General features: G+C 67.8%; 22 protein-coding genes and 1 tRNA gene. 8 read left to right on the plus strand and 15 right to left on the minus strand.

Going from position 1 to position 24,013, the window contains the following annotated elements; genetic code table 11:
- Position 1: 1 nt before the first annotated feature.
- The 11 genes from xrtA to ASG07_RS13495 form a co-directional block, all read right to left on the minus strand.
- Complete coding sequence (xrtA, locus tag ASG07_RS13445; protein WP_055847618.1) at positions 2-1,501, minus strand: exosortase A; 1,500 nt, start codon at positions 1,499-1,501, stop codon at positions 2-4.
- Positions 1,498-2,631, minus strand: coding sequence for a TIGR03087 family PEP-CTERM/XrtA system glycosyltransferase (locus tag ASG07_RS13450; protein WP_055848092.1), 1,134 nt, complete (start codon positions 2,629-2,631; stop codon positions 1,498-1,500). The genes xrtA and ASG07_RS13450 overlap by 4 nt, the downstream gene beginning before the upstream one ends.
- Positions 2,631-3,665 carry a FemAB family XrtA/PEP-CTERM system-associated protein gene (locus tag ASG07_RS13455; RefSeq protein ID WP_055847621.1) on the minus strand — a complete coding sequence of 345 codons (1,035 nt, stop codon included), beginning with the start codon at positions 3,663-3,665 and terminating at the stop codon, positions 2,631-2,633. Before ASG07_RS13455 ends, ASG07_RS13450 begins: the two co-directional genes overlap by 1 nt.
- Before the next feature lie 2 nt (positions 3,666-3,667).
- On the minus strand, positions 3,668-4,477 hold the full coding sequence (locus tag ASG07_RS13460; protein WP_236694682.1) for an XrtA system polysaccharide deacetylase: 810 nt from the start codon (positions 4,475-4,477) through the stop codon (positions 3,668-3,670).
- 16 nt (positions 4,478-4,493) lie between these two features.
- Entirely contained in the window at positions 4,494-5,588 is a 1,095-nt protein-coding gene (locus ASG07_RS13465) for an ExeA family protein (protein ID WP_055848097.1), read from the minus strand.
- Positions 5,589-5,598: 10 nt separating this feature from the next.
- Entirely contained in the window at positions 5,599-7,197 is a 1,599-nt protein-coding gene (locus ASG07_RS13470; RefSeq protein ID WP_055847627.1) for a hypothetical protein, read from the minus strand.
- Positions 7,194-8,240: an AAA family ATPase gene (locus ASG07_RS13475; RefSeq protein WP_055847630.1), complete on the minus strand. Its 1,047-nt coding sequence runs from the start codon at positions 8,238-8,240 to the stop codon at positions 7,194-7,196. Before ASG07_RS13475 ends, ASG07_RS13470 begins: the two co-directional genes overlap by 4 nt.
- Positions 8,237-9,748 carry an XrtA system polysaccharide chain length determinant gene (locus ASG07_RS13480; RefSeq protein WP_055847633.1) on the minus strand — a complete coding sequence of 504 codons (1,512 nt, stop codon included), beginning with the start codon at positions 9,746-9,748 and terminating at the stop codon, positions 8,237-8,239. The genes ASG07_RS13475 and ASG07_RS13480 overlap by 4 nt, the downstream gene beginning before the upstream one ends.
- 10 nt (positions 9,749-9,758) lie before the next feature.
- Positions 9,759-10,355 (minus strand): XrtA/PEP-CTERM system exopolysaccharide export protein, encoded by a 597-nt coding sequence (locus ASG07_RS13485; protein WP_201781032.1) that lies wholly within the window; start codon positions 10,353-10,355, stop codon positions 9,759-9,761.
- A gap of 134 nt (positions 10,356-10,489) precedes the next feature.
- Positions 10,490-11,707: a pyridoxal-dependent decarboxylase, exosortase A system-associated gene (locus ASG07_RS13490; RefSeq protein WP_055847636.1), complete on the minus strand. Its 1,218-nt coding sequence runs from the start codon at positions 11,705-11,707 to the stop codon at positions 10,490-10,492.
- The gene (locus ASG07_RS13495; protein WP_055847639.1) at positions 11,704-13,203 is read right to left on the minus strand and encodes an AMP-binding protein; all 1,500 of its coding nucleotides are present in this window, start codon (positions 13,201-13,203) and stop codon (positions 11,704-11,706) included. Before ASG07_RS13495 ends, ASG07_RS13490 begins: the two co-directional genes overlap by 4 nt.
- A 144-nt stretch (positions 13,204-13,347) precedes the next feature.
- Here ASG07_RS13495 and ASG07_RS13500 point away from each other — a divergent pair, with 144 nt between their 5' ends.
- Genes ASG07_RS13500 through ASG07_RS13510 form a run of 3 tightly spaced genes read left to right on the plus strand, consistent with a single transcriptional unit; the run spans position 13,348 to position 15,058 of the window.
- Positions 13,348-13,623 (plus strand): acyl carrier protein, encoded by a 276-nt coding sequence (locus tag ASG07_RS13500; RefSeq protein ID WP_055847642.1) that lies wholly within the window; start codon positions 13,348-13,350, stop codon positions 13,621-13,623.
- A gap of 35 nt (positions 13,624-13,658) precedes the next feature.
- Positions 13,659-14,300: a hypothetical protein gene (locus tag ASG07_RS13505; RefSeq protein ID WP_055847646.1), complete on the plus strand. Its 642-nt coding sequence runs from the start codon at positions 13,659-13,661 to the stop codon at positions 14,298-14,300.
- The gene (locus tag ASG07_RS13510) at positions 14,288-15,058 is read left to right on the plus strand and encodes a hydrolase 1, exosortase A system-associated (protein ID WP_055848103.1); all 771 of its coding nucleotides are present in this window, start codon (positions 14,288-14,290) and stop codon (positions 15,056-15,058) included. Before ASG07_RS13505 ends, ASG07_RS13510 begins: the two co-directional genes overlap by 13 nt.
- Here the strand turns inward: ASG07_RS13510 and trxB are convergent.
- The gene (gene trxB / locus ASG07_RS13515; RefSeq protein WP_055848108.1) at positions 15,039-16,007 is read right to left on the minus strand and encodes a thioredoxin-disulfide reductase; all 969 of its coding nucleotides are present in this window, start codon (positions 16,005-16,007) and stop codon (positions 15,039-15,041) included. The genes ASG07_RS13510 and trxB overlap by 20 nt on opposite strands.
- Positions 16,008-16,119: 112 nt before the next feature.
- Between trxB and ASG07_RS13520 the strand changes: the two genes are divergently transcribed.
- From ASG07_RS13520 to fdhD, 3 genes are read left to right on the plus strand one after another with little or no spacing between them, the layout of a single operon-like run.
- Positions 16,120-18,393, plus strand: a complete 2,274-nt coding sequence (locus ASG07_RS13520; RefSeq protein ID WP_055847652.1) for an FdhF/YdeP family oxidoreductase — start codon at positions 16,120-16,122, stop codon at positions 18,391-18,393.
- On the plus strand, positions 18,390-18,896 hold the full coding sequence (locus tag ASG07_RS13525; protein WP_055847656.1) for a molybdenum cofactor guanylyltransferase: 507 nt from the start codon (positions 18,390-18,392) through the stop codon (positions 18,894-18,896). The genes ASG07_RS13520 and ASG07_RS13525 overlap by 4 nt, the downstream gene beginning before the upstream one ends.
- Before the next feature lie 47 nt (positions 18,897-18,943).
- Positions 18,944-19,702 (plus strand): formate dehydrogenase accessory sulfurtransferase FdhD, encoded by a 759-nt coding sequence (fdhD, locus tag ASG07_RS13530; RefSeq protein ID WP_236694683.1) that lies wholly within the window; start codon positions 18,944-18,946, stop codon positions 19,700-19,702.
- Here fdhD and ASG07_RS13535 read toward each other — a convergent pair.
- The 3 genes from ASG07_RS13535 to ASG07_RS13545 all read right to left on the minus strand — a co-directional run bounded on the left by ASG07_RS13535 (position 19,681) and on the right by ASG07_RS13545 (position 22,224).
- Positions 19,681-19,757, minus strand: a tRNA-Met gene (locus tag ASG07_RS13535). The genes fdhD and ASG07_RS13535 overlap by 22 nt on opposite strands.
- A 62-nt stretch (positions 19,758-19,819) precedes the next feature.
- The gene (locus ASG07_RS13540; RefSeq protein WP_055847660.1) at positions 19,820-20,335 is read right to left on the minus strand and encodes a 2'-5' RNA ligase family protein; all 516 of its coding nucleotides are present in this window, start codon (positions 20,333-20,335) and stop codon (positions 19,820-19,822) included.
- Positions 20,336-20,346: 11 nt separating this feature from the next.
- On the minus strand, positions 20,347-22,224 hold the full coding sequence (locus tag ASG07_RS13545; RefSeq protein ID WP_055848114.1) for a potassium transporter Kup: 1,878 nt from the start codon (positions 22,222-22,224) through the stop codon (positions 20,347-20,349).
- 204 nt (positions 22,225-22,428) lie between these two features.
- Here ASG07_RS13545 and ald point away from each other — a divergent pair, with 204 nt between their 5' ends.
- Together ald and ASG07_RS13555 are read left to right on the plus strand one after the other, a co-directional pair.
- Positions 22,429-23,529, plus strand: coding sequence for an alanine dehydrogenase (gene ald, locus ASG07_RS13550; RefSeq protein ID WP_055847664.1), 1,101 nt, complete (start codon positions 22,429-22,431; stop codon positions 23,527-23,529).
- A 66-nt stretch (positions 23,530-23,595) separates the two neighbouring features.
- Entirely contained in the window at positions 23,596-23,814 is a 219-nt protein-coding gene (locus ASG07_RS13555; RefSeq protein ID WP_055847667.1) for a DUF3072 domain-containing protein, read from the plus strand.
- The last annotated feature ends 199 nt before the right edge of the window (positions 23,815-24,013 follow it).

Consider the following 24,013-nt stretch of genomic DNA (forward strand, 5'->3'; position numbering starts at 1 on the left):
GTCAGCGGATCGCCCGATCGAGCAGTGCGGCGGGGCCGCCCGCCGCCGCGACGAACCGGGCGATCGCCGCCGGATCGTCGCCGGGTACGGCGATGTGCAAAGCAACCGCCATCTGGTCCGCGCCCGTCAGGCGGGCGCGCATCGTTTCCAGCTTCACCCGTTTCTCGTCCGCCGTGACCACAGAGCCGACGCGGTACCATGTCGCGACGGTCCGCTCCACCGGCCCCGGCGCAACGATCCGCATCGCCGATCCGCCCGCGACGGAGGACAGGTCGGCGACCCGCACCCAGCGGTCCTCCTCCGCAAGGACGCCGGTGCCGAACGCGACGAGTTCCTTGCCCTCATGCTGGGTGGCATAGATCGCGATACCGACAGCGACGCTGTGCCGGCCGTCGGTGTAGCGCCCGAACAGTTGGCGATCCGCGCCCGGATGATGCGGCTGCCACGGAACGCTCCCGTCGAGCGGGAAGCGGGTCCAGCCGGCGACCTGCGGCAGGTCGATACCCTGCGGCAGAGACGCGGCGCGGCCGGCGATGGCGGCGCTCCACGCGAGGAAGAAGGCGGCGGTCGCAAGCGTCAGCACGGCGGCGGCGACAAGCGGCGCGGCATAGCGCGGTGGTGCTTGCAGGCGTGCGGCGTCGAATGCAGGCGCGTCGGGTGCGCGGTCGAACCAACGCCAGCCGAGCGCGAGGACGCCCGCCATGACGAGGCCGAAGAACAGCCAGCCATAGACGATATGATCGAGACCGGTGGCGCGTTCGATCCCCCAAAGGTCGGCGGCGTAGATCGTGCCCCATGCGCGGACACCGTTCGCCAGCACCGGCACGACGATCGCGACGAGCATGAAGCCCCCACGACGCCGCCACGAAAGGAAGCAGGTCGAGGCGACGAGGATACCAAAGGCAAGCATCGCGATGACGAACTTTGCGCCCGAACACGCCTCCGCCACCTCGAAATGATAGCGACCCGCATGGATCAGGACGCCGTCGACCGAGGCAGTGATGCCGACGAGGTGGAGCAACGGCATGACGATCGCGACGGTCACCTCCTGAAGCGGCGGCTCCAGGAAATCGCCGAAGGGGACGAGGAACAGCGCGTAGCCGAGCGGAAAGAGCAGTCCACGCGCGACGTTCGGACCCAGCAGCGTCACCACCACGCCCTGAAGCATCAGCACGAGGCCGAGCTGGCGCGCGATCGCCAACGATCCGGCATCGCCCAGCAGCCAGCCGAACCCACCCGCCGCGACCAGCAGCAGGCCCGCCCACCATGCGACCGGGGTCAGCGCCGACAGTTCGACGCGGCGGGTCCAGACGAGCCACGCGACAACCGGGCCAATGAAGAGGCAATGACCGTAGGTGGTGCTGGTCCACCAGATGCCGGCGACTTGCGCGACGTCATGCGCGAACAGCGCGAGGATCATCGCCATGACGCCCACCAGTACCCCCGCATGGCGCGGCCAGGGTCCGGTGGTGCGGACGGGTGCAACGACGAGCGACGTCATGCGGCGAGCGACTGGCCTGTTCCGAGCAAATCGTCCAGCGGGGCAAGCCGTGCCGCCCAATCGTAGTGCGACAGAACTCGCGCGCGCGCTTGTCCGCCGAAGGATCCGGGCGCGGCGATCATTGCGGCGCAGGCGGCGGCGAAGTCGCGGGGCTCGGCGACGCGAATCGTGCCGCCGTGATCGATCCCCTCCGCCGCCTGCGGCGTTGCGACGACCGGGCAGGCCATCGCCATCGCCTCCAGCACCTTGTTCTGGACACCGCGCGCGAGCCGCAGGGGCGCGACGCAGACCGATGCCGCGGCCAGCCACGGCCGGGTGTCGGGGACTTCGCCGGTGACGACGACGTTCTCCCGCCGGCCAAGGGCGCGAACGGCGGCGGTCGGCGCGCGGCCGACGATCGCGAAGTCGGCAGCGAGACGGGGCAGGACGTGGTCAGCGAACCACATGACCGCCTCCACGTTCGGCTGATAATCCATCTGGCCGGTGAAGACGATCAGCGGGCGCTGCGTCGGCGCCGGCACGACGCCGGTCCGGTCGAAGTGGCGCGCGTCGATGCCATTGCCGATCGCGCGGATATCGCCCTGCCCTCCGGTCGCGCGGAACAGCGATGCCTCCGCCTCGCTGATGAACAGGGTGGTGCCGGCGCGGGCGGCGACGTCCCGTTCCCAGCGGGCGAGCAGGCGCGCTTCGCGGGCGAGCAGCCAGCGTAACGGGCCCCGCGCGCTATCCGCCTGTTGCCCGAACTTGGCCGAATCCATGTCGACGAAATCCATGATCGTCGTCGGGCCGACCGGAACGTGCTGCGCCATCTGGCCGGAGAAGATGTAGGTCGCATCGACCGGCGGCAGCGTCGCGAGCGCCGTCGTCATCGCCGGATCGGCAAAGGCGGTGAGCGACACCGGCCGACCGGTCGCCAGCGCCCCGGCGGTGGCGCGTGCGCGGGTCCTGGTGCGCGGGATCACCGTCCAGCTGGCGAGATCGAGCGTGGGGCGCGGCGCTGCGCCCTCGTCGAAGGCGACGACATGGACGCGCGCGCGAGCGGCAAGATGGCGCAGGACGTGGTAGCTGCGGATGCGGTCGCCGCGATCCGGCGCGGTCGGCGCACGGTGGGCGAGGAACAGCAGGTCGATCACCCGAGGCCCCGCGACAGGAGCGGCCCGGCCAGCCGCGCGATCGACAGCGGCAGGCGTTTCCAGCCGGCCACCATCAGGCGGTATTTCGCATTCTGCGGATTGACGCTGCGCGCCTCCCCCTCGTGCCGACGGGCATAGGCGAGCGGGACGGGATCGAAGCCCCAGTTCTTTTTGAATGCCGCCGGGCCGGTGCCGGCTTTGGACCGACCGAAGTCGAAGCGGGTGCAGCCGCGGTCCCGCGCGTGGCTCATTAGTGCAAGATACATGCGGTCGTTGGCACGCAGGCCGCGTGCCTCGGCGGTGCCGCCGCCCCAATAGGGGAAGACGGTGCCGTCGAAATAGAGCGACAGGACGCTGGCGACGGGCTTTCCCGCGTTGCGGACCGCCAGGATATCGGTATCGAGTTCGTCCAGCACGGCGCGGAACAAGGCGGCGGGGAAAACCGGAGTGCCGAGATTGCGGACCGACTCCGCGTAGACGCGGTGGTGGGTCGCAAGGTCGCGGCCGGTGTCGACCGTCAGATCGAGGCCGAGCGAGCGGCGCACCTCCGCGCGTTGCTTGCGCGGGATTGCGGCGAGATCGGCGGCGGCATCGGTCCCGAGCGCTCGTGCGAAGCCGACATAGGTGGTGTCGTCGATCGTCCAGCCAGCCGGCGCAGGCCCGCCACGCAGGTCGACATCGGGGCAGCCGAGCCGCGTCGCAAGATCCCATGCACCGGCGGCGAGCGCCTCCACCCCCTCTCCCAGTACGCCGCCACCGACGCCGAAGCCGGTCGACACCAGCGCCTTGCCGAACAGCCGCGAGCGCATCTCGGTCAGAGGCAGGACCCCGGCGAGCGTGCCGTTGGCGCGCTCCGCCAGCAGATAGCGGGACCGCTGACGACAGCCATTTTCCACCGCGCGGCTCCAGCCGGTCAGGTGGAACGGCGTCGCGCCCATGGTATCGCGAACGAACGCGTCGATGCGGGCGGCTTCGCGCCGGTCAGCCAGCGACGCCTCGCGGATACCGAGCGGAGCGGTGACCAGCGGCATCGTCACAGGCCGATCGCCCGGTCGACGCGGCCCCAATGATGCCGGTCGAGCAGCCCCGCGAGCTTGCCCCGCATCGCGCCGAGACGCGAATAATGGCGCAGGCGGGACCTGAGCGGCGCACCGGCGACACGGGGCTGGGCGGGATCGATCTCCCATGGATGGAAGTAGAACATCGCAGGGTGACCGGCGCGGTTCGACTGGCCGACGGCGATATCGGTGAGCTTCGCGGGGAGCAGGCGAAAGAAGCCGCCTCCGGTCGCGACGCGTTTGCCGCGCCACTCGGCGACGGTCACCGGCACCTCGACCAGCGCGCTGTCGGAGAGCGGGCGGAAACCGAAGCGGGGCGCGTCGCGCCAGCCGTAATGGTCGTGCGCGAGCGGAGCGACGCTGGAGGAATAGGCATAGCCCTCCTCCGCGAGGATCGGGTGCGCCCAGGGTGTGCGAGCATCGATCGAGAAGCTGGGCGCGCGATAGCCGGTGACGGCCCGTCCGCCCGCCTGTTCCAGCGCATCGCGTGCGCGGCGCAGGTCGGCGACGAACTCGCCGGGCGACAGCGTGAAGACGCGCCGGTGATCCCAGCCGTGGCTGGCGACCTCGTGCCCCGCCGCGGCGATGCGGCGGATCAGCGCGGGATGGCGATCAGCGACCCAGCCGAGCGTGAAGAAGGTCGCGGCGATACCGGCTTCCGTGAACAGGTCGAGGACCGCGTCGGTATTACGTTCCACGCGGCGGTCGAGCGTGTCCCAGTCGCCCCTGTCGATAACCGTCTCGAAAGCGCCGACCTGAAACCAGTCCTCGACGTCGACGGACATACCGTTGAGGATGCACTCAGGCCGCATCGGTCCACGCCGTCGCGGACTGGATCGGGGCATAGCTTTCGGGCGACGGAGCGCGGGTCGGCTCCTCCGCCTCGATCCAGTCGACCAGCAGGGTGAGGACCCGGCGCAGGGCCGCATCCTGTTGCTCGATACGATCCTCCAGCGCGGCCATGCGCGCCTCCAGCAGCAGGTCGGAGGCGACGGGCGCGACCGGCGGTTCGGGCGAAGCTCCAAGGTCCGGACCGTCCGCCGGTTCGGTCGCGACGGCGGGCGTCGCGACCGATGAGGACGCCGGAGCGGGCAGATCGGCGGCCAGATCGGCGATCACCTGACGCACGGTCGCGCCGTCGATCATGTCGAGATCGGTCAGCGCGGCGTGGAGCATGACGCGGCCGGCGAGCAGGTTGAGCCGGCGCGGCACGCCGCCGGATCCTTCATAGAAGGCCGCGAAGGCATCGCTCGCGAAATCGGGGCGACCGGTCCAGCCGACCACCGACAGACGGTGGGCGATATAGTCGGCGACCTCATGCTCCTCCATCGGATCGAGATGGTGGATCGCGATGATCCGCTGGCGAAGCTGTTCAAGGCCGTGGAGCCGGTTCCGGAACTCGGGCTGGCCGAGCAGCAGGATCTGGAGCAGCGCATGGCCGCCCGCCTGGAAGTTCGACAGCATCCGCAATTCCTCGACCGCGGACACGGGCAGCGCCTGCGCCTCGTCGACGATCAGCAGCGTGCGGCGACCGGTGCGCGCGACGGCGTGAAGGCCGCGCTCGATCGCGACGAGCAGGTCCGCCTTGGTCAGGCCGGTCGGATCGACGTTCAGTTGCGTCGCGCAGATACGCAGCAGGTCGTCCGCCTCGATCGCGGTCGAGACCAGCTTGATCGCATTCAGCCGCTGATGATCGACCGTCTCCAGCAGATGGCCGAGCAACGTCGTCTTGCCTGCGCCGATGTCGCCGGTGATGACGATGAACCCCTCCCCCTGCGCGAGGCCGTAGCCGAGATAGGCCATCGCCTTGCGGTGGGTCGCCGTCTCGAACCAGAAGCGCGGGTCCGGCGTCAGTTGGAAGGGCCGATCGGTCAGGCCCCAGTGCGCGTCGTCCATCATCCAGTCCTCAGAAGGTGTAGCGCGCGCCGAGGAGCGCCTGCGCCGACCAGTTCGTCTCGAAATCGCCGACCTTGAAGGCATAGAGGCCGAGCGACGCGGTGGTGCTGAGCCGGCCGAAGCCGTGATAGTAGCTGGCGGTCGCGCCACCCGACCAGGTGCCGTCGCCGTCCTGAAGTTCGGTGTCAGTGTAGGTCAGGAAGACGTTGGTATCGAAGCCCGACACTCGCGACAGCGCGCGGGTAAAGAAGAGCTGGCCGAAGTAGTTCTCGTCCTCCAGCCCGGTCACGACGATGCCCGATCCGTTGGCGGGAGCATACAGGCGGCGATTGGCGTAGCCGATGCCGACGCCGTAGGTGCTGCGCCCGCGCTGCGACGACAGGACACCCTCCAAGCCGCGTGCGCGGTAGCTGGCGGTCGAGATCGACTGGAACACATCGTTCAGGCAGCCCCCGGGCGCTGACCCGGAGGTGCCAAAGGTGCAGCCGTTGAAATTCTGTCCGAATGGATCGCGGCGGACCTGAAAGCTGGTCGGCAGCGCGGTCAGGCCGGTACGAAGCTGGCGGCCGAAGGTAGTGACCGTATCGTAGACGACGATGCCGACGCCGGTCGACTGCGATGCCTGCCACGTGGCGCTGCCGGTGTAGCTGGTCGAGCCGTAGCGCCGGCCGACCGCGCCGCGCACTTCGGTGCGGTGGTTGGGGCGCCAAGCGACGCCGGCGTCGTAATAGACGCCGTCGGTGCGGTACGCGATCCGGCGCGGGCTGGCGGGATCGGTGACGAAGCGGCCATTGCCATCGACCACGGGCGCGCCGGTCGCGTCCACCTGCGGGTCGCGCTGCGACGCCTCGATCTTCTCGTAGCCGACGCCCGCGGTCAGCGCGACGGTGTAGGACACCGGCAACAGTGTGTCGGCGCGGCCGTACCAGCCCTCGTACCGTTGCTTCAGCTGCGACGCGGTTTCGCGGCTGTATGCGCCCGACAGAGTGACGCCGATCGGCAGGACGGTGCCCGGCGCGATGCCGATGCTGGCGGCGGCGAGATGACCCCAGCTATCGTCGTAATAGTCGAGGCGGCGACCGGTGCCGGTGGTGTCGAACGTCGGCGTCTCGACCTTCGTGTAGCCGAGTTGATAGGCGGCGTTCAGGCCGAACGCGCCGAGCTGCGTCGTGTAGGACGGGCCGACATAGGCACCGTAGATCTGGCTGGTATTGCCGACGTTGCCGGCGAGGATACCCGGCGCATCACCCCGAATGTCGTTGCGTGCGCGGGCGGCAATCGCGCCCCCGTCCAGCGTCAGGCCGCGGGCGAGCAGATACTGGCCCCGCGCCAGTCCGGAATGGACATCGGAATCGCCGATCCGGTCGTCCCACGCGATCCGCCGCTCGTACCGGTAGGACACCTGGCCGTTGGCGCGCCTGGTCGAGACGGACGCGTCGATGCCAGCCGCCACCGAACTGTAGGTCAGCACGTCGCCCGAATTCAGGTCGGCGGTCACGACCTGACTGAGTTCGACATAGGGCGCGACGACGACGCGCGGCGCGTCCTGCGCATCGACGGGATTCGCCAGCACCAGCGCCGGCAGGATGACGAATGCAGAGCGGATCATGCGCGATCCTCCATGCCGTAATAGCTGCCGAAGCGCGCGCCGCCGGGCACGAACGACACGGCGTTGAGCACGAGCTGAATATGCTCGCAGCCGTCGAGCAGGTCGGCGGCCTGTCCGATCTCGGTTTCGGGCGTCCGGTCGGCGCGGACGACGAGCATCACCTGCCCGACCAGCATCGCCAGCACGGCGGCCGGCGACGCGGCGAGCGCGGGCGGGGAGTCGAAGATCAGCAGGCGGCGCGGATTGGCGTCGAGCAGGCGGCGGATCACCACCTCCGTCCGCGCACTGGCGAGCAACTCGGTGTCCATCGCGGTCTTCGCACCGGCCGGCAGCACCGACAGTTGCGGCACGTCGGTTTGGAGCACCAGCGACTCGACGTCGATCGTCTGATCCGCCAACGCGTCGAGCAGGCCAGGACCATCTTGTAGTCCGAGCCGGCGCAATACGTCGGGCTTGGCGACGTCGGCGTCGACCAGCAGCACCTCGGTATCGCGCTCGGCCGCCATCGAGAGGGCAAGATTGACCGCGCAGAACGTCTTGCCGTCGCGCGGACGCGCCGAGCAGACGAGGACGCTGCGCGCCCGGTCGGCCTGATCGCTGTCGGCGACGCGGCGGCGGGTGACGAGCAACTGGCGCTTGATGAGCCGGAACTCCTCGGCCAGCGGGCCGACCGGTGCGCCGGGCACGATCATGCCGTGTTCCGCGAGCATGCCGCGGTCGATCGCGAAGACGCCGGTGGGGAGCGGCGGCGGAACGAACTCGTCGGGGTCGGCCTCCGGGTCGGCGAGGAACTCGGCCGGGATCGCGGACAGGTCGGGGGCGGCCCGGGCAGCGTGAGTCACGGGAGCAGCGGGTTGCTGGGCGGCCAGGGCTTCGATTTTGCCCGGCACGACCGGAGGGGGGGGCGCGACCTCCACCTCCCGTCCGTCCCGGCCATGGTCAAAGGACGCACCCCCGACCTTCGCACGGTAGTGTTCGCCGAAGTCGTAGACCGCGGCGGCGCGTTCGAGCAGTGATGCGGGTCTGGCGTTGGGGAGGGTCATGCGGCCATCCCGCGCTGGAGGAACTCGATGCCGAGCAGCAGGACATAGGCGAGCGCGAGGCCCGCGGTCGCGCCGCCGAAGATCTTCAGATGCTTTGCGCGCAGATCAGACTGGGTGCGCGTCACGACTTCGCCGATCGAGCCGATCACGGTCAGGCCGGTCGCGCGTTCCAGCTTGGGTGCGGTCGCGAAGGTGGCGCGAAGCTGGCCCAGCGCAAACGCGCCGCCGATCCCCGCCGCCAGCCCGGCCAGCAGCACGCCGGTCAGCAGCAGCAGGCGGTTGGGCGCGCTTGGGACGCGCGGCGTGGTCGGCGGGTCGATCACGCTGAACTTCACCTGGTCGGTCTGCGACTGCGCCTGACCGCGCAACGCGATCTGTTCGCGGTTGGCGAGAAGCTGGTCGTACTGATCCTTCAGCACCTGATAGTCGCGCTCGATCTTGCCCTGTTCGGCGGCGACCTCCGGGTCCTCGGTCAGCCTTGAATTGAGCAGATCGAGATCGCCCTGAAGCTGGTTGCGACGGATGCGCAGGGCAGCGACCTGGCTCTGCTTGTCGGCCTGCATCGACTGGAGCGACAGATAGAGCGGATTGCCGGTCCCGCCGCCGGCCACGCCGGTCGGCTCGCCGCGTGCGGCCGCCTGTGCGGAAGCGAGCTGACTTTTCAGCGCGACCACATCCGGGTGCGCGTCCGTAAAGCCGCGGGCGCGGGCGTCGGCCAACTGGCCCTGAAGTGCAGCGAGGCGCGCGCGGGCGGGGCCGCCGGTGATGCCCCCTGCCCCGGCGATCGTCTGCGGCGTGGCGGCCATCTGCCCCTGCACCGCCGACAGCGCGGATTGCGCCGCGCCGAGATCGCCGTCGACCTGCGCCATCTGCGCGCGCGCCGCGCCGATGCGGTCGGCGACCGAGCCGGTGCCCGGCAGGCTGCCGAGATAGCGGTTCTGAAAATCGGCGCGCTTCGATTCGGCGTCCTGCAACTGCTGCTGCCGCGTGGCGAGTTGCTTGTCGAGAAAAGCGAGGCTCTGCGACGTCTGCGTACGATCGCCGGCGAGGTTCTGTTCGACGAAGATGTCGATCAGCTTCTGCGTGACGGTGCGTGCCAGTTTCGGGCTGGCGGCGCTGGTCGTGATCTCGAACAGATTATCCTGCGTCGAAGTGACCTTGATGTTCTGCGCGAGCGAAGCGACGCGGTCGGCGACGTCGCGGTCGCTGGCGACCGTGTTCGCCAGATCGGTGCCGCGCACGACCTTTTCGAGATTGACGGCGGACACCAGCGTCTGGCGGATGCGATCGATGTCGGCGTTCTGGTCCTGAGGCTGACCGGTGAGGCCGGCGGGCAGCAACGTCTGCATCTGCACGAACACGCGCGCACGGCTCTCGTAGCGGCTGGGGATCTGGCTGACGACCAGCCAGCCCGCGACGCACACGCCCCACGCCGCCGCGAGCGCCAGCCAGCGCCGCGTCCAGATCGCGTGCAGCGCCAGTCGCGCCTCGTCATAGATACCGGTCACGGCCGGGCGCTCAGAACATCGACTCGGGGATGATGATGACGTCGCCCGGCTCCAGCCGGACGTTCGCCTGACTGTCGCCCTTCTTCAGCAGGTTCGAGATCTGAAGCTGATACTCCTTCTGCTTGCCGGTGCCGCGATCGTAGCGGACCAGCCGCGCCTTGTTGCCCGCGGCATACTGGTTGAGGCCGCCGACCGCGATCATCGCGTCGAGCAGTGTCATATTGGCTCGGTACGGGATCGACGCGGGCTTTTCGGTCGCGCCGACGACGCGGACCTGCTGCGAATAGGTGCCGGAGAAATTCTCGACGATGACGGAGACGATCGGCGCGTTGATGTAGGCGGTCAGCGCCTTCTTCATGTCGTCCGACAGTTGCGACGGCGTCTTGCCGACGGCGGGCATGTCGCTGACCAGGGGCGTGGTGATGCGGCCGTCTGGCCGGACCTGCACCTTCGCGGACAGTTCGGGATTACGCCACACGAAGACCGACAGCTGGTCGAGCGGGCCGATGACATATTCCTCGCTGGGTGTCTCACGACTGGCGACGTAGCCCGCGGCGGGCAGTTCCGGACGGCTGCCGCCGGCACCGGCGCAGGCCGCAAGCATCATCGTCGTCGCGAAGGCGAGAGGGGCACGGTACGAACGCATCGACATCTCCATGGGCCGATCCGGCGCGGACGCAGGACGGGCTTTCAGAGGCGGCTATGCGGGGCAGAGGTGAAGATAGCGTTAGTGACGCTTCGTTAAGACGCGACCCGTTCGAGGGCGGGCGGATGACCGAGGAACGCCGCCGGGCTGGCGGTCGCGCCATAGGCGCCGGCGAGGAAGATCGCGATCAGGTCGCCCGGCTCCGCACGGGGTAGCGCGACCCGGTCGCCCAGCCGGTCGAGCGGTGTGCAGAGCGGGCCGACGACGGAGACGGTTTCGGTGGGCTGGTCGCCCATCCGGTGCGCGATGGCGATCGGGTAGTTGCGACGGACGACGGTGCCGAAATTGCCGGATGCGGCAAGCTGGTGGTTGAGGCCGCCGTCGAGGATCAGGAACGTCTCGCCACCGCTGTCCTTCCGGTCGACGATGCGGGAAATATAGACCCCCGCTTCCGCGACCAGCCAGCGGCCCAGTTCGATCGCGAAGCGGCCGTCCGCGAGAACGGGCGCGCGGGTCGCGAGTGCTTCCCCAAGGCGCCGGCCGACATGCTCCACGTCCAGCGGGTGATCGCCGGCGAAGTACGGCACGCCGAAACCGCCGCCGAGATTGACGAGCGGCGGTACATGACCCGCGTCGTCGGCAAGGCGGCCGGCGAGTGCCAGCGTCGCTGCCTGCGTATCGGCGATGGCATCCGCATCCAGCGCCTGGCTGCCGGCATAGATGTGGAACCCGCGCCAGTTCGCACCGCTGGCGACGAGATGCCGGACCAATGCCGGCACGCGCACGGCATCGATGCCGAAGGGGGATGGACGCCCGCCCATTTTCATACCCGATCCACGGAGTTCGACGTCGGGGTTCACTCGGATTGCGAGGTTCGGGGTCAGCCCCGAACGATTCGCGATCGTCAGCGCGCGTGCCGCCTCGCCCTCCGATTCCAGATTGATCGTCGCACCCGAGACGATCGCCGCTTCGAGTTCGGGATCGCGCTTGCCGGGACCGGCGAAGCTGATCGCGACGGCGGGCTTTACGGCCAGCGCGCGGGCGAGCTCGCCGCCCGAGGCCACGTCGAGGCCGTCGACCAGCGGCGCGACCGCGGCAAGCAGGTCCGGGTGCGGGTTGGCCTTGATCGCGTAATGGAGGTCGACTGAGGGGAGTGCCGCCCGGAAGCGGTCGACGCGGGCGGCAACGATCGCCGCGTCGTAGACGAACAGCGGTGTCGCCGCCGACGCCCATGACGACGCGCTGCGACCGGCGATCGTCAGGTCACCCTGCTGAAGGACGAACTCAGGCGGAATCGGGCCGACAGGCTTCATGACGTCAGGTCCCTGCGGATGCCCGCCCGGTCGAGCTTGCCGTTGGCGTTGCGGGGGAGTTCGTCGTGCCAAACGTAGCGTAGCGGCTGCATGAAAGCCGGCAGCTCGGTCTTCAGGCGCTGACGCAAGGAAGGTTCGTCAGCGGCGTCCCCTGCGACGGCCGCGACGATCACCTGACCGAGGCGTTCGTTGTCCATACCGATCGCCACCGCCTCGCGCGCTTCGCCGCCGGACAGGATGGCGTCCTCGATTTCCTGTGGACTGATACGGTTACCGGCGGACTTTATCATCTCGTCATCACGGCCGACGAACCGGAACAGGCCGTCCGCCCCTTCGGTCACGGTGTCGCCAGACCAGACCGCCATCCCCTGCCCCATGAAGTCCGGGGCGGGGCGGAAGCGTTGCGCGGTCCGCTCCGCATTCTGCCAATAGCCCTGCGCAACAAGCGGGCCGGCGTGAACGAGTTCGCCCGGCTCGCCGGGCGCGGCGCGCGTATTGTCCGGGCGCACCGTGGCGACCTCCGCGAAGGGGATGGCGCGGCCCATCGCGTCGGGGTTCGCGTCGACCAGATCGGGCGCGAGATAGGTCGAGCGGAATGCCTCGGTCAGGCCGTACATCGGATAGAGATCGGCCTCCGGGAACCGCTCCCGCAACGCACGGACGAGGCGAGGAGTCAGCGCACCGCCGGAGTTGGTCAGGCGACGCAGGCGGGCGGCGGTTTCGCACGGCCAGTCCGCCTCCAGCAGTTGCACCCACAAAGGAGGTACGCCGGCGAGGGTCGTTGCATCGGCACGCTCCACCGCCTTCACGACATCGCGCGCGACGAGATAGTCGAGCGGTGCGACGGATGCCCCCGCGGCCCAAGTCGACAAAAGCTGGTTCTGACCATAGTCGAACGATAAAGGAAGAACTCCGAGAACTCTGTCTTCTCTTTGTATTTCAAGATAATGTGCTACGGATATCGCACCCAGCCAGAGGTTTGCATGGCTAAGCATCACGCCCTTGGGGCGGCCGGTCGATCCCGATGTGTAGAGGATCGCCGCCAGCGCCTGCGGATCGTGCGACGATGCCGGCAGCAGTTCCAGATGCGGCGCAGCGACCTCCGCTTCAGCGACGATCGTGCACCCGGCCGGCAGGTGGCCCGGCTCCAGCGTCGCGGCGCGGGCGGGTTGCGTCAGGAGCATCGCCGCGCCGCTGTCGGACAGGATGTGCGCGACCTGTGCGCGGCGGAGAGCGGGATTGATCGGGACGTGGATCAGGCCGGCACGCACGGTCGCAAGCGGCATTATGCAGGCCGTGCGCGTCTTCGGCAGCCATGTCGCGATGCGTTCGCCCGGCGTGTGGCGAGCGGCGAGCCATGACGAGAGGCCGCCGACCGCGACCTCCAGCTCGGCATAGGTCATCGCCCCCGCGCGATCGACCAGCGCCACGGCATCCGCGGCTCCGCGAGCCGGGAGGTGGTCGAGCGGACGGGGCACCGGGTCGAGCGGGATCATGCGGGAAGGATGTAGCGGCAACAGCGACGGGTTGCACGAGGCGGCGTGCGCAGGGAGGCCGGGCGCAGGACGCCGGTCGCGTGGACATTGCCGTTTCGCCCGGCGGGCGATAGGGGCGCTGCATAACAGCCGGGAAACGGGGCTTTGCTTCCAGAACGCAGCGAAACGACGGTCGAGGATGCGGTGCGCGCCGTACTGGGCGATGTGCTGGGCCTGTCGCCCGGGCGGGTCGCGGCGTTCGATGCGGAGACGCCGCTGTTCGGTGCGCTGCCCGAACTGGATTCGATGGCGGTCGCCAGCGTCCTGACCGAACTGGAGGATCGTCTCGGTATCCTGATCGAGGATGACGAGGTCGATGGCGACATGCTGGAGACCTTCGGCGCGCTGACCGATTTCGCCGCCTCCAAGGCGCGGACCTGATCGACGCCTATGACTGGGCCGGCGGCCGGGAGGCGATGCTGCGCTTCGGGCCGGATGACGGGCCGGTCGTCATCGCGTCGCTGCCGCTGTTCGAAGAGGCGAACCGGACGCGGGCCTTCGTCGTGGCGGTTCTGCGGGTGCTGGCTGTACAGGGCGTGGGTAGCATCTTGCCGCACTGGCCCGGCACCGGCGAGAGCCTGATCGAAACGCAGGATGCGCGGCTGATGGCGATGCGCGCCGCGTGCGAGGCGCTGGTCGAGCAGATCACGCGACCGGCCTATGCACTGGGCGTGCGGAGCGGGACGTTGATCGATGCGTCGGCGCCGGTGGATGGGCGTTGGCACCTCTCCCCGGTGGAGGGCGAGACGCTGCTGCGCGAGTTGGCGCGGACGAGGCCGGGTATGGACGTCGCGACCTTGCTGGAAGCGAACGAGCCGGTCGAGCTGGCGGGCAATCTGCTGTCGCCAACGATGCTGTCCGATCTGGCGAACGCGCGGGTTTATGACGGCGAGCATGTGCCGCGACGCGTGGTGCGACTCGACAGCGATCCCCGACCGGCAGACCTGAAGATGGCGGGGGCACCGCTCTGGCGGCGAGCGGAGCCGGGCAGCGATCGGGCGCTGGCGGAGCGGCTGGCGAGCGACATCGCGGCGTGGGTGCGATCATGCGAAGGGTGATCCGCTTCACCTCCGAAAGTCACGGCCTGTTCGGCACGCTCGACGAAGCGGACGGGCGCACGGGTGTGCTGATCGTATCCGGCGGCAGCGAGCCGCGCATCGGCGCGCATCGTGGGATGGCGATGCTGGCCGCTCGGCTGGCGTCGGGGGGCGTGCCGGTGTTCCGCTTCGACCGGCGCGGGGTCGGCGACTCTGAGGGTGAGGATCGGGGGTTTGAAGCGAGCGTCCCGGATGTCCTGAATGCGTCGCTGATCTTTCGCAGCCAGATGCCGCAGGTCGAGCGGCTGGTCGGCTTCGGCAATTGCGATGCGGCGAGCGCCCTGGCGCTGGGCGGTCGGACCTGCCGAGTCGACGCGGTACTGCTCGCCAATCCCTGGCTGCGCGAGGAGGCGGACGCCCTGCCCCCTGCCGCAGCGATCCGCGCGCGCTATGCGCAGCGGCTGCGTGACCCGGCGGAATGGCGTCGGCTGCTGACCGGCGGTGTCGATCTGGGCAAACTGGCCGGTGGGCTGACGAAGCTTGGCCGCCGCAGCGCGCCCGATCCGCTGGCTGATCGGGTGCTGGCGGGGATCGACGCGTGGGGCGACGCCGGGCGGATCGTGCTGGCCGAAGGCGATGCCACCGCGATCGCCTTCGCCGACGCTGCGGTGGGCCGCGACTACACGATCGAGCGAGTTGCCACCGCATCCCACAGCTTTGTCGGCCATGCCGACACGCTGCACCGCCTGCTGATCGAGGCTATTCGGCGGCTTCCCTGAATTCCTCGAACTCCGCGGCCGCGAGGAAGCGTTCGGCGTCGAGTGCAGCCATGCAGCCCGTGCCGGCCGCGGTCACTGCCTGACGATAGACCTTGTCCTGTACGTCGCCGCACGCGAACACACCGGGCACGCTGGTGCGCGTCGAGCCGACCTCGACGGTGATGTAGCCGTCGCCGTCGAGATCGAGATGGCCGCGGAACAGTTCGGTCGCCGGATGGTGCCCGATCGCGACGAAGCCGCCCTCGACATCGAGACGCGAATGTTCGCCGGTGACGGTGTCCTCCAGTTCCAGCGCGACGAGGCCGGCATTGCCGCCGCCGTCGACAAACGCGCGGACTTCCTTGTTCCACAAGACCTTGATGTTGGGATGCGCGTGCAGCCGCTCCTGCAGGATGCGCTCGGCGCGCAGGGTGTCGCGGCGGTGGATCAGCGTCACGTCATCCGAGTGGTTGGTCAGGTACAGCGCCTCCTCGACCGCGGTGTTGCCGCCGCCGATCACCGCGACCTTCTTGCCGCGGTAAAAGAAGCCGTCGCAGGTTGCGCAGGCGCTGACGCCCTTGCCCTTCATCGCGTCTTCGCTGTCGAGGCCGAGCCACTTGGCCTGCGCGCCGGTGGCGATCACCAGCACCTCGCCCTCGTACACGTCGCCCCCGTCACCGATCAGGCGGAACGGCCGCTGCGTCAGGTCGACCTCCGTGATCGTGTCCCACATCAGGCGGGTGCCGACATGCTCCGCCTGCTTCTGCATCTGTTCCATCAGCCACGGGCCCTGGATCACGTCAGCGAAGCCGGGATAATTCTCGACATCGGTGGTGGTGGTCAGCTGGCCGCCGGGCTGGATACCCTGCACGACGATCGGCTGCATCCCCGCCCGCGCGCCATAGATCGCGGCCGACAACCCCGCGGGGCCGGAGCCGAGAATGAGCATGCGAGTGGTATGCGTCGTCATCAAATGCGTCCTGTCCGAATCGAACCTCATCTAGGCGTTCCGACGGCGAATTTGAACCGGCAGTCACGGCACCGATCCGCCGCCCGCTTCGTTATGAGATTGCGGAGGAATCATGAGCGACATCGAGATCACGAAATACACCGGGGCGGCCGGCGGCTGGGGCTCGATGAAGGGCATGGCGAAGGTGCTGCCCAAGGAAGGGATCAGCCCCGATCTGCTCGATGCGTTGCGCCGCCAGAACAAGCCGGAAGGCGTGATGTGCGTCAGTTGCGCGTGGGGAAAGCCCGCCAAACCCCATATCGCGGAATTCTGCGAAAACGGGGCGAAAGCAACGGCGTGGGAGCTGACGCGCGAGCGAGTGACGCCGGAGTTCTTCCAGCAACATAGCGTCACCGAACTCGAGTCGTGGCCGGATCACGATCTGGAACAGTCGGGCCGACTGACGCATCCGATGCGCTACGACCGGACCACGGATCGCTATGTCGCGGCCAGCTGGGACGAGGCGTTCGCGGCGATCGGCGCGAAGCTGAGGACGTGCGACCCGAAGAAGGTCGTGCTGTACGCGTCGGGGCGCGCCTCGCTGGAGACGTCGTACATGTATGCGCTGTTCGCGCGGATGTGGGGCAGCCAGAACCTGCCTGATTCGTCGAACATGTGTCACGAAACGACCTCGGTCGGGCTGAAGAACGCGATCGGATCGCCGGTCGCGACGATCCAGATGGACGATTACGAGAAATGCGACGCGATCTTCGCGTTCGGGCAGAATGTCGGCACCAACAGCCCGCGGATGCTCCACACGTTGCGCGATTGCGTGAAGCGCGGCGTCGAAATCGTGAACTTCAACCCGCTGCGCGAACGCGGGTGGGAAAGGTTCACCGATCCGCAGAACCCGGTGGAGATGACGACAGGCGGTTCGACCCGCATCTCATCGCAATACCACCAGCTTCGCGCGGGTGGCGATATCGCGGCGATCCTTGGTATCTGCAAGATCGTGATCGAGGCCGACGACATCGCGCTGGCGAGCGGTGCGCCGCGCGTGGTCGACCATCATTTCGTCGAGCAACATACGGTGCGGTTCGAGGAGTTCGCCGCCTTCTGCCGCAAGGCCGACTGGCCGGATATCGTCCGAGAAAGCGGCCTGAGCCGCGAGGCGATCGAGGCGGCGGCGCGGGTTTACATGGAGGCGGAGAGGGTGATTGCCGTGTACGGCATGGGCATCACCCAGCACCGCTACGGCATCGACAGCCTGTACATGATCGTCAACCTGCTGCTGCTGCGCGGTAATATCGGTCGCGACGGTGCCGGTCCGGGGCCGGTGCGCGGCCACAGTAATGTGCAGGGCCAGCGGACCGTCGGGATCACCGAGAAGACCGAGCTCGCACCCGTCGAGCGGCTGAGGGAGCTGTTCGAGTTCGAGCCGCCGACCGAAAAGGGCTGGGACACGGTCGATGCCTGTCGCAAGATCATCGCTGGCGAGTGTCAGGGCTTCGTCCAACTCGGCGGCAATTTCCTGCGCGCGACGCCGGAGCATGGGGCGATGAAGGAAGGCTGGGCGAAGCTGCCGATCGCCGTTCACATCGCGACCAAGCTCAACAAGAGCCACCTGATCCCCGGCGAGGAAAGCTGGATCCTGCCCTGCCTCGGGCGGATGGAGCAGGACATGCAGGCTGGTGGCCGACAGGCGGTATCGATGGAGGATTCGTTCAGCCATATCTATGGATCGGTGGGCAAGGCGACACCGGCGGCGGACACTTTGCTGTCCGAACCGGCGATCGTGGCGGGCATCGCCAACGCTGTGCTGGAGCCCAACCCGAACGTGCCGTGGGACGACTGGGTCGGTGATTACGGGCTGGTCCGTACCGCGATCGAAGATACGTATCCGGACAAATTCTCGAATTTCAACGAGCGTCTGTTTACACCCGGCGGGTTCTGGAAGGGTAACCCCGCCTCGCATCGCCAGTGGGAGACGGAGAGCGGCAAGGCGGAGTTCAACGTACCCCGCGCGCTGAACGCAGCCGGATTCGCAGATGCCGACGGCCGGTTCCGGCTGGTGACGCTGCGATCGAACGACCAGTTCAACACCACCATCTACGGCTATGACGACCGGTTCCGCGGGATCAGCGGTACGCGCATGGTGGCGATGATGAACCGTGGCGATCTGGCGCGCATGGGGTTGAAGAAGGGCGATATGATCGCGCTGGAAAGCGATGCAGAAGATGCGACCGACCGTGTCGTCGAGGGGCTACGCGTGGTCGAATACGACATCCCGGCAGGCTGTATCGCGGGATATTACCCCGAACTCAATTACCTGATCCCGGTCGAGCATCACGCGCTCGACAGCCATGTCCCGGCGGCAAAGTCAATACCGGTCAGGATCAGGCGATGACCGGTATCTTGGGAGCGGTGCTGATCGGCGGGCGGTCGTCCCGGTTCGGATCGGACAAGGCGCAGGCGATGTTCGGCGGACGATCGCTGGCGGATCATGCCGCCGCTGCGCTCCGGCCGTTCGTGCAGGAGGTCGTCATGATCGGCGGCGATGCCGTGCCCGACCTTCCGCGCGCCGGACTGGGTCCGCTGGGCGGTATCGCGGCTGCGCTGGATCATGGCGCGAGCCGAGGGTTCCGCTGCGTCCTGACGATCGGATGCGACATGCCGCGCGTACCGGACGCGGTGTTCGAGACGCTGCTGCACCGCGCGCCGGCCTATTGCAGCGATGCGCCGGTCTTGGGGCTGTGGCCGTCGGCACTGGGGGCGCAACTGCTGTCGTATCTGGAGGTCGGCGACGACCGCTCCGTCCGGGGATGGGCGCGAGCGGTGGGCGCGATCCCGATCGCGTCCGGCGTGGCGATCCCCAACGTCAACACGCGTGACGACCTGATGGCACTGTGACGGCCGACGAACGGCGGATCGTCATTTTGCGGCCCGATAGTCGCGCGGTGACCGGACGGCCGATCGCCGTAGAGGCTCCGGTGGCGGTAGAGGTCGACGGGTTCGGTTACGCGGTGATGATGATGACGCCAGCGGACCTGGAGGCGTTCGCGGTGGGGTTCATGCTGACCGAACGTCTGGCGGATTCGGCGACTGACATTCTCGATGTGGAGCCGTTCGAGGCCGAGGCGGGCTGGATCCTGCGGATCGCCCTGTCGGAGCGATGTCGGGGGCGCATCCACGATCGCGTCCGCCACCGGACAAGCGACACCGGCTGCGGGTTGTGCGGGATATCCGGGCTGGAGCAGTTGCGCCGGCCCGTCGCCGCTCCCCCACCGCGCCCGGAGGTCGAGGTGGACGCGTTGTTCGCGGCATTGGCTGGATTACGCGCGCATCAGCCGCTTAACGCCAGAACCGGAGCTGTGCATGCCGCCGCGGCTTGCGATCGCGGAGGATCGATCATCGCGACGTATGAGGATGTCGGCCGGCACAATGCGCTCGACAAGCTGGTCGGTGCGATGGCGTCGACCAGGAGCGTGATCGACGGGTTCATCGTGGTGACGTCGCGGATCAGCTTCGAGATGGTGGACAAGGCGCTGGTCGCCGGTGCGCCGCTGCTGATAGGGGTGTCCGCTCCCACCACGCTGGCGATCGATCATGCTGTGACGCACGGGCTGACGATGCTCGCGCTCGCCCGCAGCGACGCGATTCTCATAGCCAACGATCCATGGAACCTCTTCACGGCTGGTAGCGAAGGAGGGACTTGAACCCCCGACCCCAGGATTATGATTCCCGTGCTCTAACCAGCTGAGCTACTTCGCCACAGCCGTGAAGAGCGGCGCTGATAGGAGGGCGGCGGAAGTCGGTCAAGCGGGTTTCCCGCTTTACGCGAACATGTGGCGCGACAACGGCTCCCATGGGCCGCCGCGATACCACCACGTCGCCAGCCCGGCGAGTTCGACATCGCGAGGCTTGAAGTCGCGGGCGAGACGATCGAGCAGAAGCTTCGCCACCGAGGGTGTGACCTTGTTCTGGATCGTCACGTGCGGACGCCAGCCGCCGGCATCCTGCGGGGTCAACAAACCGGCGAACGCCTCCGCCAACCCGCCCCGGATCGCCACCAAAGCAGGCGATTCGATCCGATAGGCGACACCGCGTCCCAGCGACATCAGCCCGCCGACGCGCGCCACCGGTGCACGGATGCCACGGGTTTCCTGAGTCAACCGGTGCTTCAGTTCCTCCGCAGCGGACGGCGGCAGATGGTGGAACAGGGTGCAGTGCGCCGCCAGCACGTTGCGCTCGGGCGGGAAGAACTCCGCGCGCTGTGCATCGAACCACCCCTGATCGTTGCGACCGAACAGCGCCGTGACGATGATCGGAGCGGGCCCCTGTCCCAGCATGCCCGGGGCCGTCAAATCTCGACCTGGCTGCCGAGTTCGACGACACGGTTGGTCGGCAGGCGAAAAAACTCCATCGCCGATTCCGCATTGCGCAGCATCCAGGCGAACAGCTTCTCGCGCCACAACGCCATTCCCGGCCGTTCTGACGCGATCAGCGTCTGGCGCGACAGGAAGAAGCTGGTTTCCATCATCCGGAATTCCGGACCGACGCTGTGGGCGTGCTTGAGCGCGGCGGGGACGTTCGCCTCCTCCATGAAGCCGAACTTCAGGATCATACGGTGGAACCCGTCGCCGAGATCGTCGTGATGCACCCGATCCGCCTCCGGCCAATAGGGCTGGCCGGCGACTGCGACGGTCAAGAGGATGATGCGCTCGTGCAGGACCTTGTTGTGCTTCAGGTTGTGGAGCAGCGCGTGCGGCACGCCGTCCGCCGTGGAGGTCATGAAGACCGCCGTCCCCGGCACGCGGCTGGCGGAGGTCGCCGCCGACGCGATGAAGACTTTGATCGGCATCGCCGCCTCGCGCAGCCGGTCGATCATCAGCTTGCGCCCCTTCGACCAGGTCGTCAGGAACGTGAAGACGACGAAGCCGACCAGCAGCGGGAACCAGCCCCCCGCCGGGATCTTGGTCAGATTCGCAGTGAGATAGGCACCGTCGACGATGAAGAAGATCGTGAGCAGCGGAACCGCCGCATAGGGCGGCCATTTCCACAGGCGGAACAGCACCACCGCGAGCAGGCAGGTGTCGATAAACATCGCGCCCGTCACCGCGATCCCGTACGCCGAGGTCAGCGCCGACGAGGTGCGGAAGCTGAGCACCAGCAGGATCACCATCACCATCAACAGCCAGTTGATGAGCGGGATGTAGATCTGGCCGACGGTCGACGCGCTGGTATGCTCGATGCGGAGGCGGGGCATGAAGCCGAGCTGGATTGCCTGCTGCGTCACCGAGAACGCGCCGGAAATGACCGCCTGACTGGCGATGATCGCCGCCGCCGTCGCGAGGATGACGAGCGGCAGCCGCAGCCCCTCCGGCGCGAGCATGTAGAACGGGCTTTCCAGCGCGGCCGCACCCTCACGGAACAGCAGCGCACCCTGCCCCATATAATTGAGCATCAGCGCGGGCAGCACGAACCACAGCCATGACAGGCCGATCGGCCGCCGGCCGAAATGGCCCATGTCGGCGTACAGCGCCTCTGCCCCGGTCACCGCAAGCACCACCGAGCCGAGCGCGAGAAACGCACGCAGCGGGTCCATCAGGAAGAACTGCACGGCATAATGCGGAGAGAAGGCCCAGAGCACGTCCGGATTCTGGAGCACGCTGAGCGTCCCCAGCACGGCGATCGTGCCGAAATAGACGAGCATGATCGGCCCGAAATACAGGCCGACGCGCGAGGTGCCGCCGCGCTGGATCGAAAACAGGAAGATCAGGATGACGACCGCGATCGGCAGCACCAGCCCCGCAAAGGCCGGCGCGGCCACCGCCACGCCCTCGACCGCGGACAGCACCGACACGGCGGGGGTAATCATGCTGTCGCCGTAGAACAGGGCGGTCGCGAACACGCCCAGCAGGACGATGCCGTTGCTCCACCGCTTGACCTTGGTCTTGCCGGAGATCAGCGCCAGCAACGCGAGGCTGCCGCCCTCCCCCCGGTTGTCGGCGCGCATAATGATGATGACGTATTTCACCGTCACCACGATCATCATCGACCAGAACATCAGGCTGAGTACGCCCATGATGTGGGCGGGATCGAGCGTCAGCGGGTGGTGGCCGGCGAACGTCTCGCGGAACGCATAGAGCGGGCTGGTGCCGATATCGCCGAAGACGATGCCGATCGCACCCAATGCGAGTTTCAGCATGCCGTCACCGTGGTGATGGCCGCTGTCCATCGGCGACGGAGCCGACTCCGTCGCCACCTGCGTCGCGGTCACGGCCGCGACGCTCCGGGTCGTGCGCTGTCAGTACGATAGGGGCTGGTCAGCCCGTCAACGCCCCTGTTCGTCATGTCGCGTCGACTACACCCCTGCCGCGACGCGTGCAACGGCGCAGGCGGGCCGCTATAGCGTGCGCAACAATCTAATAGGAGCGGCTCTGTGAAAATCGGTGTTCCCAAGGAAATCAAGAATCACGAGTATCGCGTCGGCCTGACGCCGCCGTCGGTGGCCGACCTGGTCTCTGCCGGTCACGAGGTCATGGTCGAGACGCAGGCGGGTGCCGGCATCGACTTCGAGGATGCCGATTACGAGGCTGTCGGCGCGACGATCCTGCCCGACGCGAAGTCGGTGTTCGCCGCTGCCGAGATGATCGTGAAGGTGAAGGAGCCGCAGGCGGTCGAGATCGCGATGCTGGAGCCGCGGCACCTGCTATTCACCTATCTCCACCTCGCCGCCGACAAGCCGCAGGCGGAGGGGCTGATGAAGTCCGGCGCGACGTGCATCGCGTACGAAACGGTGACGGCGCAGGGCGGCGGACTGCCGCTGCTGAAGCCGATGAGCGAGGTCGCGGGCCGCATGTCGGTGCAGGTCGGCGCGCATTACCTGGAGAAGGAACAGGGCGGTCGCGGCATCCTGCTCGGCGGCGTGCCCGGCGTCGCACCGGCGAAGGTCGCCATTCTGGGCGGCGGCGTGTCCGGCATCAATGCAGCGCAGATGGCGGTCGGGATGCGTGCCGACGTGACGATCTACGACCTGAACATGGCGCGGCTGGCCGAGCTGGACATGTTCTTCTCCAGCCAGATCAAGACCGCCTATGCCAGCAAGGCGGCGATCACGGCGGCGGTGAAGAACGCCCATCTCGTGATCGGCGCGGTGCTGGTGCCGGGTGCGGCGGCCCCGAAGCTGGTGACGCGCGAGATGCTGAAGACGATGAAGCGCGGCAGCGTGCTGGTCGACATCGCGATCGATCAGGGCGGCTGTTTCGAGACGTCGCACGCGACCACGCACGAGGACCCGGTGTTCGAGGTTGACGGGGTGATCCATTACTGCGTCGCCAACATGCCGGGTGCGGTCGCTCGGACGTCGGCGTTCGCGCTGAACAATGCGACGCTGCCGTTCGCGCTGAAGCTGGCGAATATGGGTGCGGACGCGGCGATGGCCGCGGACCCGCATCTGGCAGCCGGGCTGAACGTGTCGGGCGGCAAGATCCGGCACAAGGCCGTCGCCGATGCGCTGGACCTGACGTTCGAGCCAGCTTGAGTTTCGGCGAGACTGACTGGAACGAACACGGAACAGGGTTGTTGGTCGTCCGAAAGGAATTCCACGATGACCGACAACCCGAAATCCGACACGTTCTCCAACGCCGAGAAGGATCCCGATGACTGGACGACCGGCGACGAGGCAATGACCGGCGCGCAGGCAAGCTACCTGAAGACACTGTCCGAAGAGGCGCACGAGGAGTTCGACGACAGCCTGTCGAAGGCAGATGCGTCGAAGCGGATCGACGAGTTGCAGGCGAAGACGGGGCGCGGGAAGACGGATTGATCCACGCGTCTGCGCGACGTTGGATCAGGCCAGCGAAGACCTCTGTTCCCGGGAATCTTCGCAAGCAATTTGAACCGGTGCCGTCATTGCGAGTTTGGCGAAGCAATCCAGAGTGTTACGCAACGCTCTGGATTGTCCCCCGTGTTCGCAATGACGGAATTCATGGAAATAAGGGGGAGTTCAAGGCGGTCTGCCCGAT

The sequence above is a fragment of the Sphingomonas sp. Leaf343 genome (assembly GCF_001423765.1).
In the GTDB taxonomy this organism is placed as follows: Bacteria; Pseudomonadota; Alphaproteobacteria; order Sphingomonadales; family Sphingomonadaceae; genus Sphingomonas.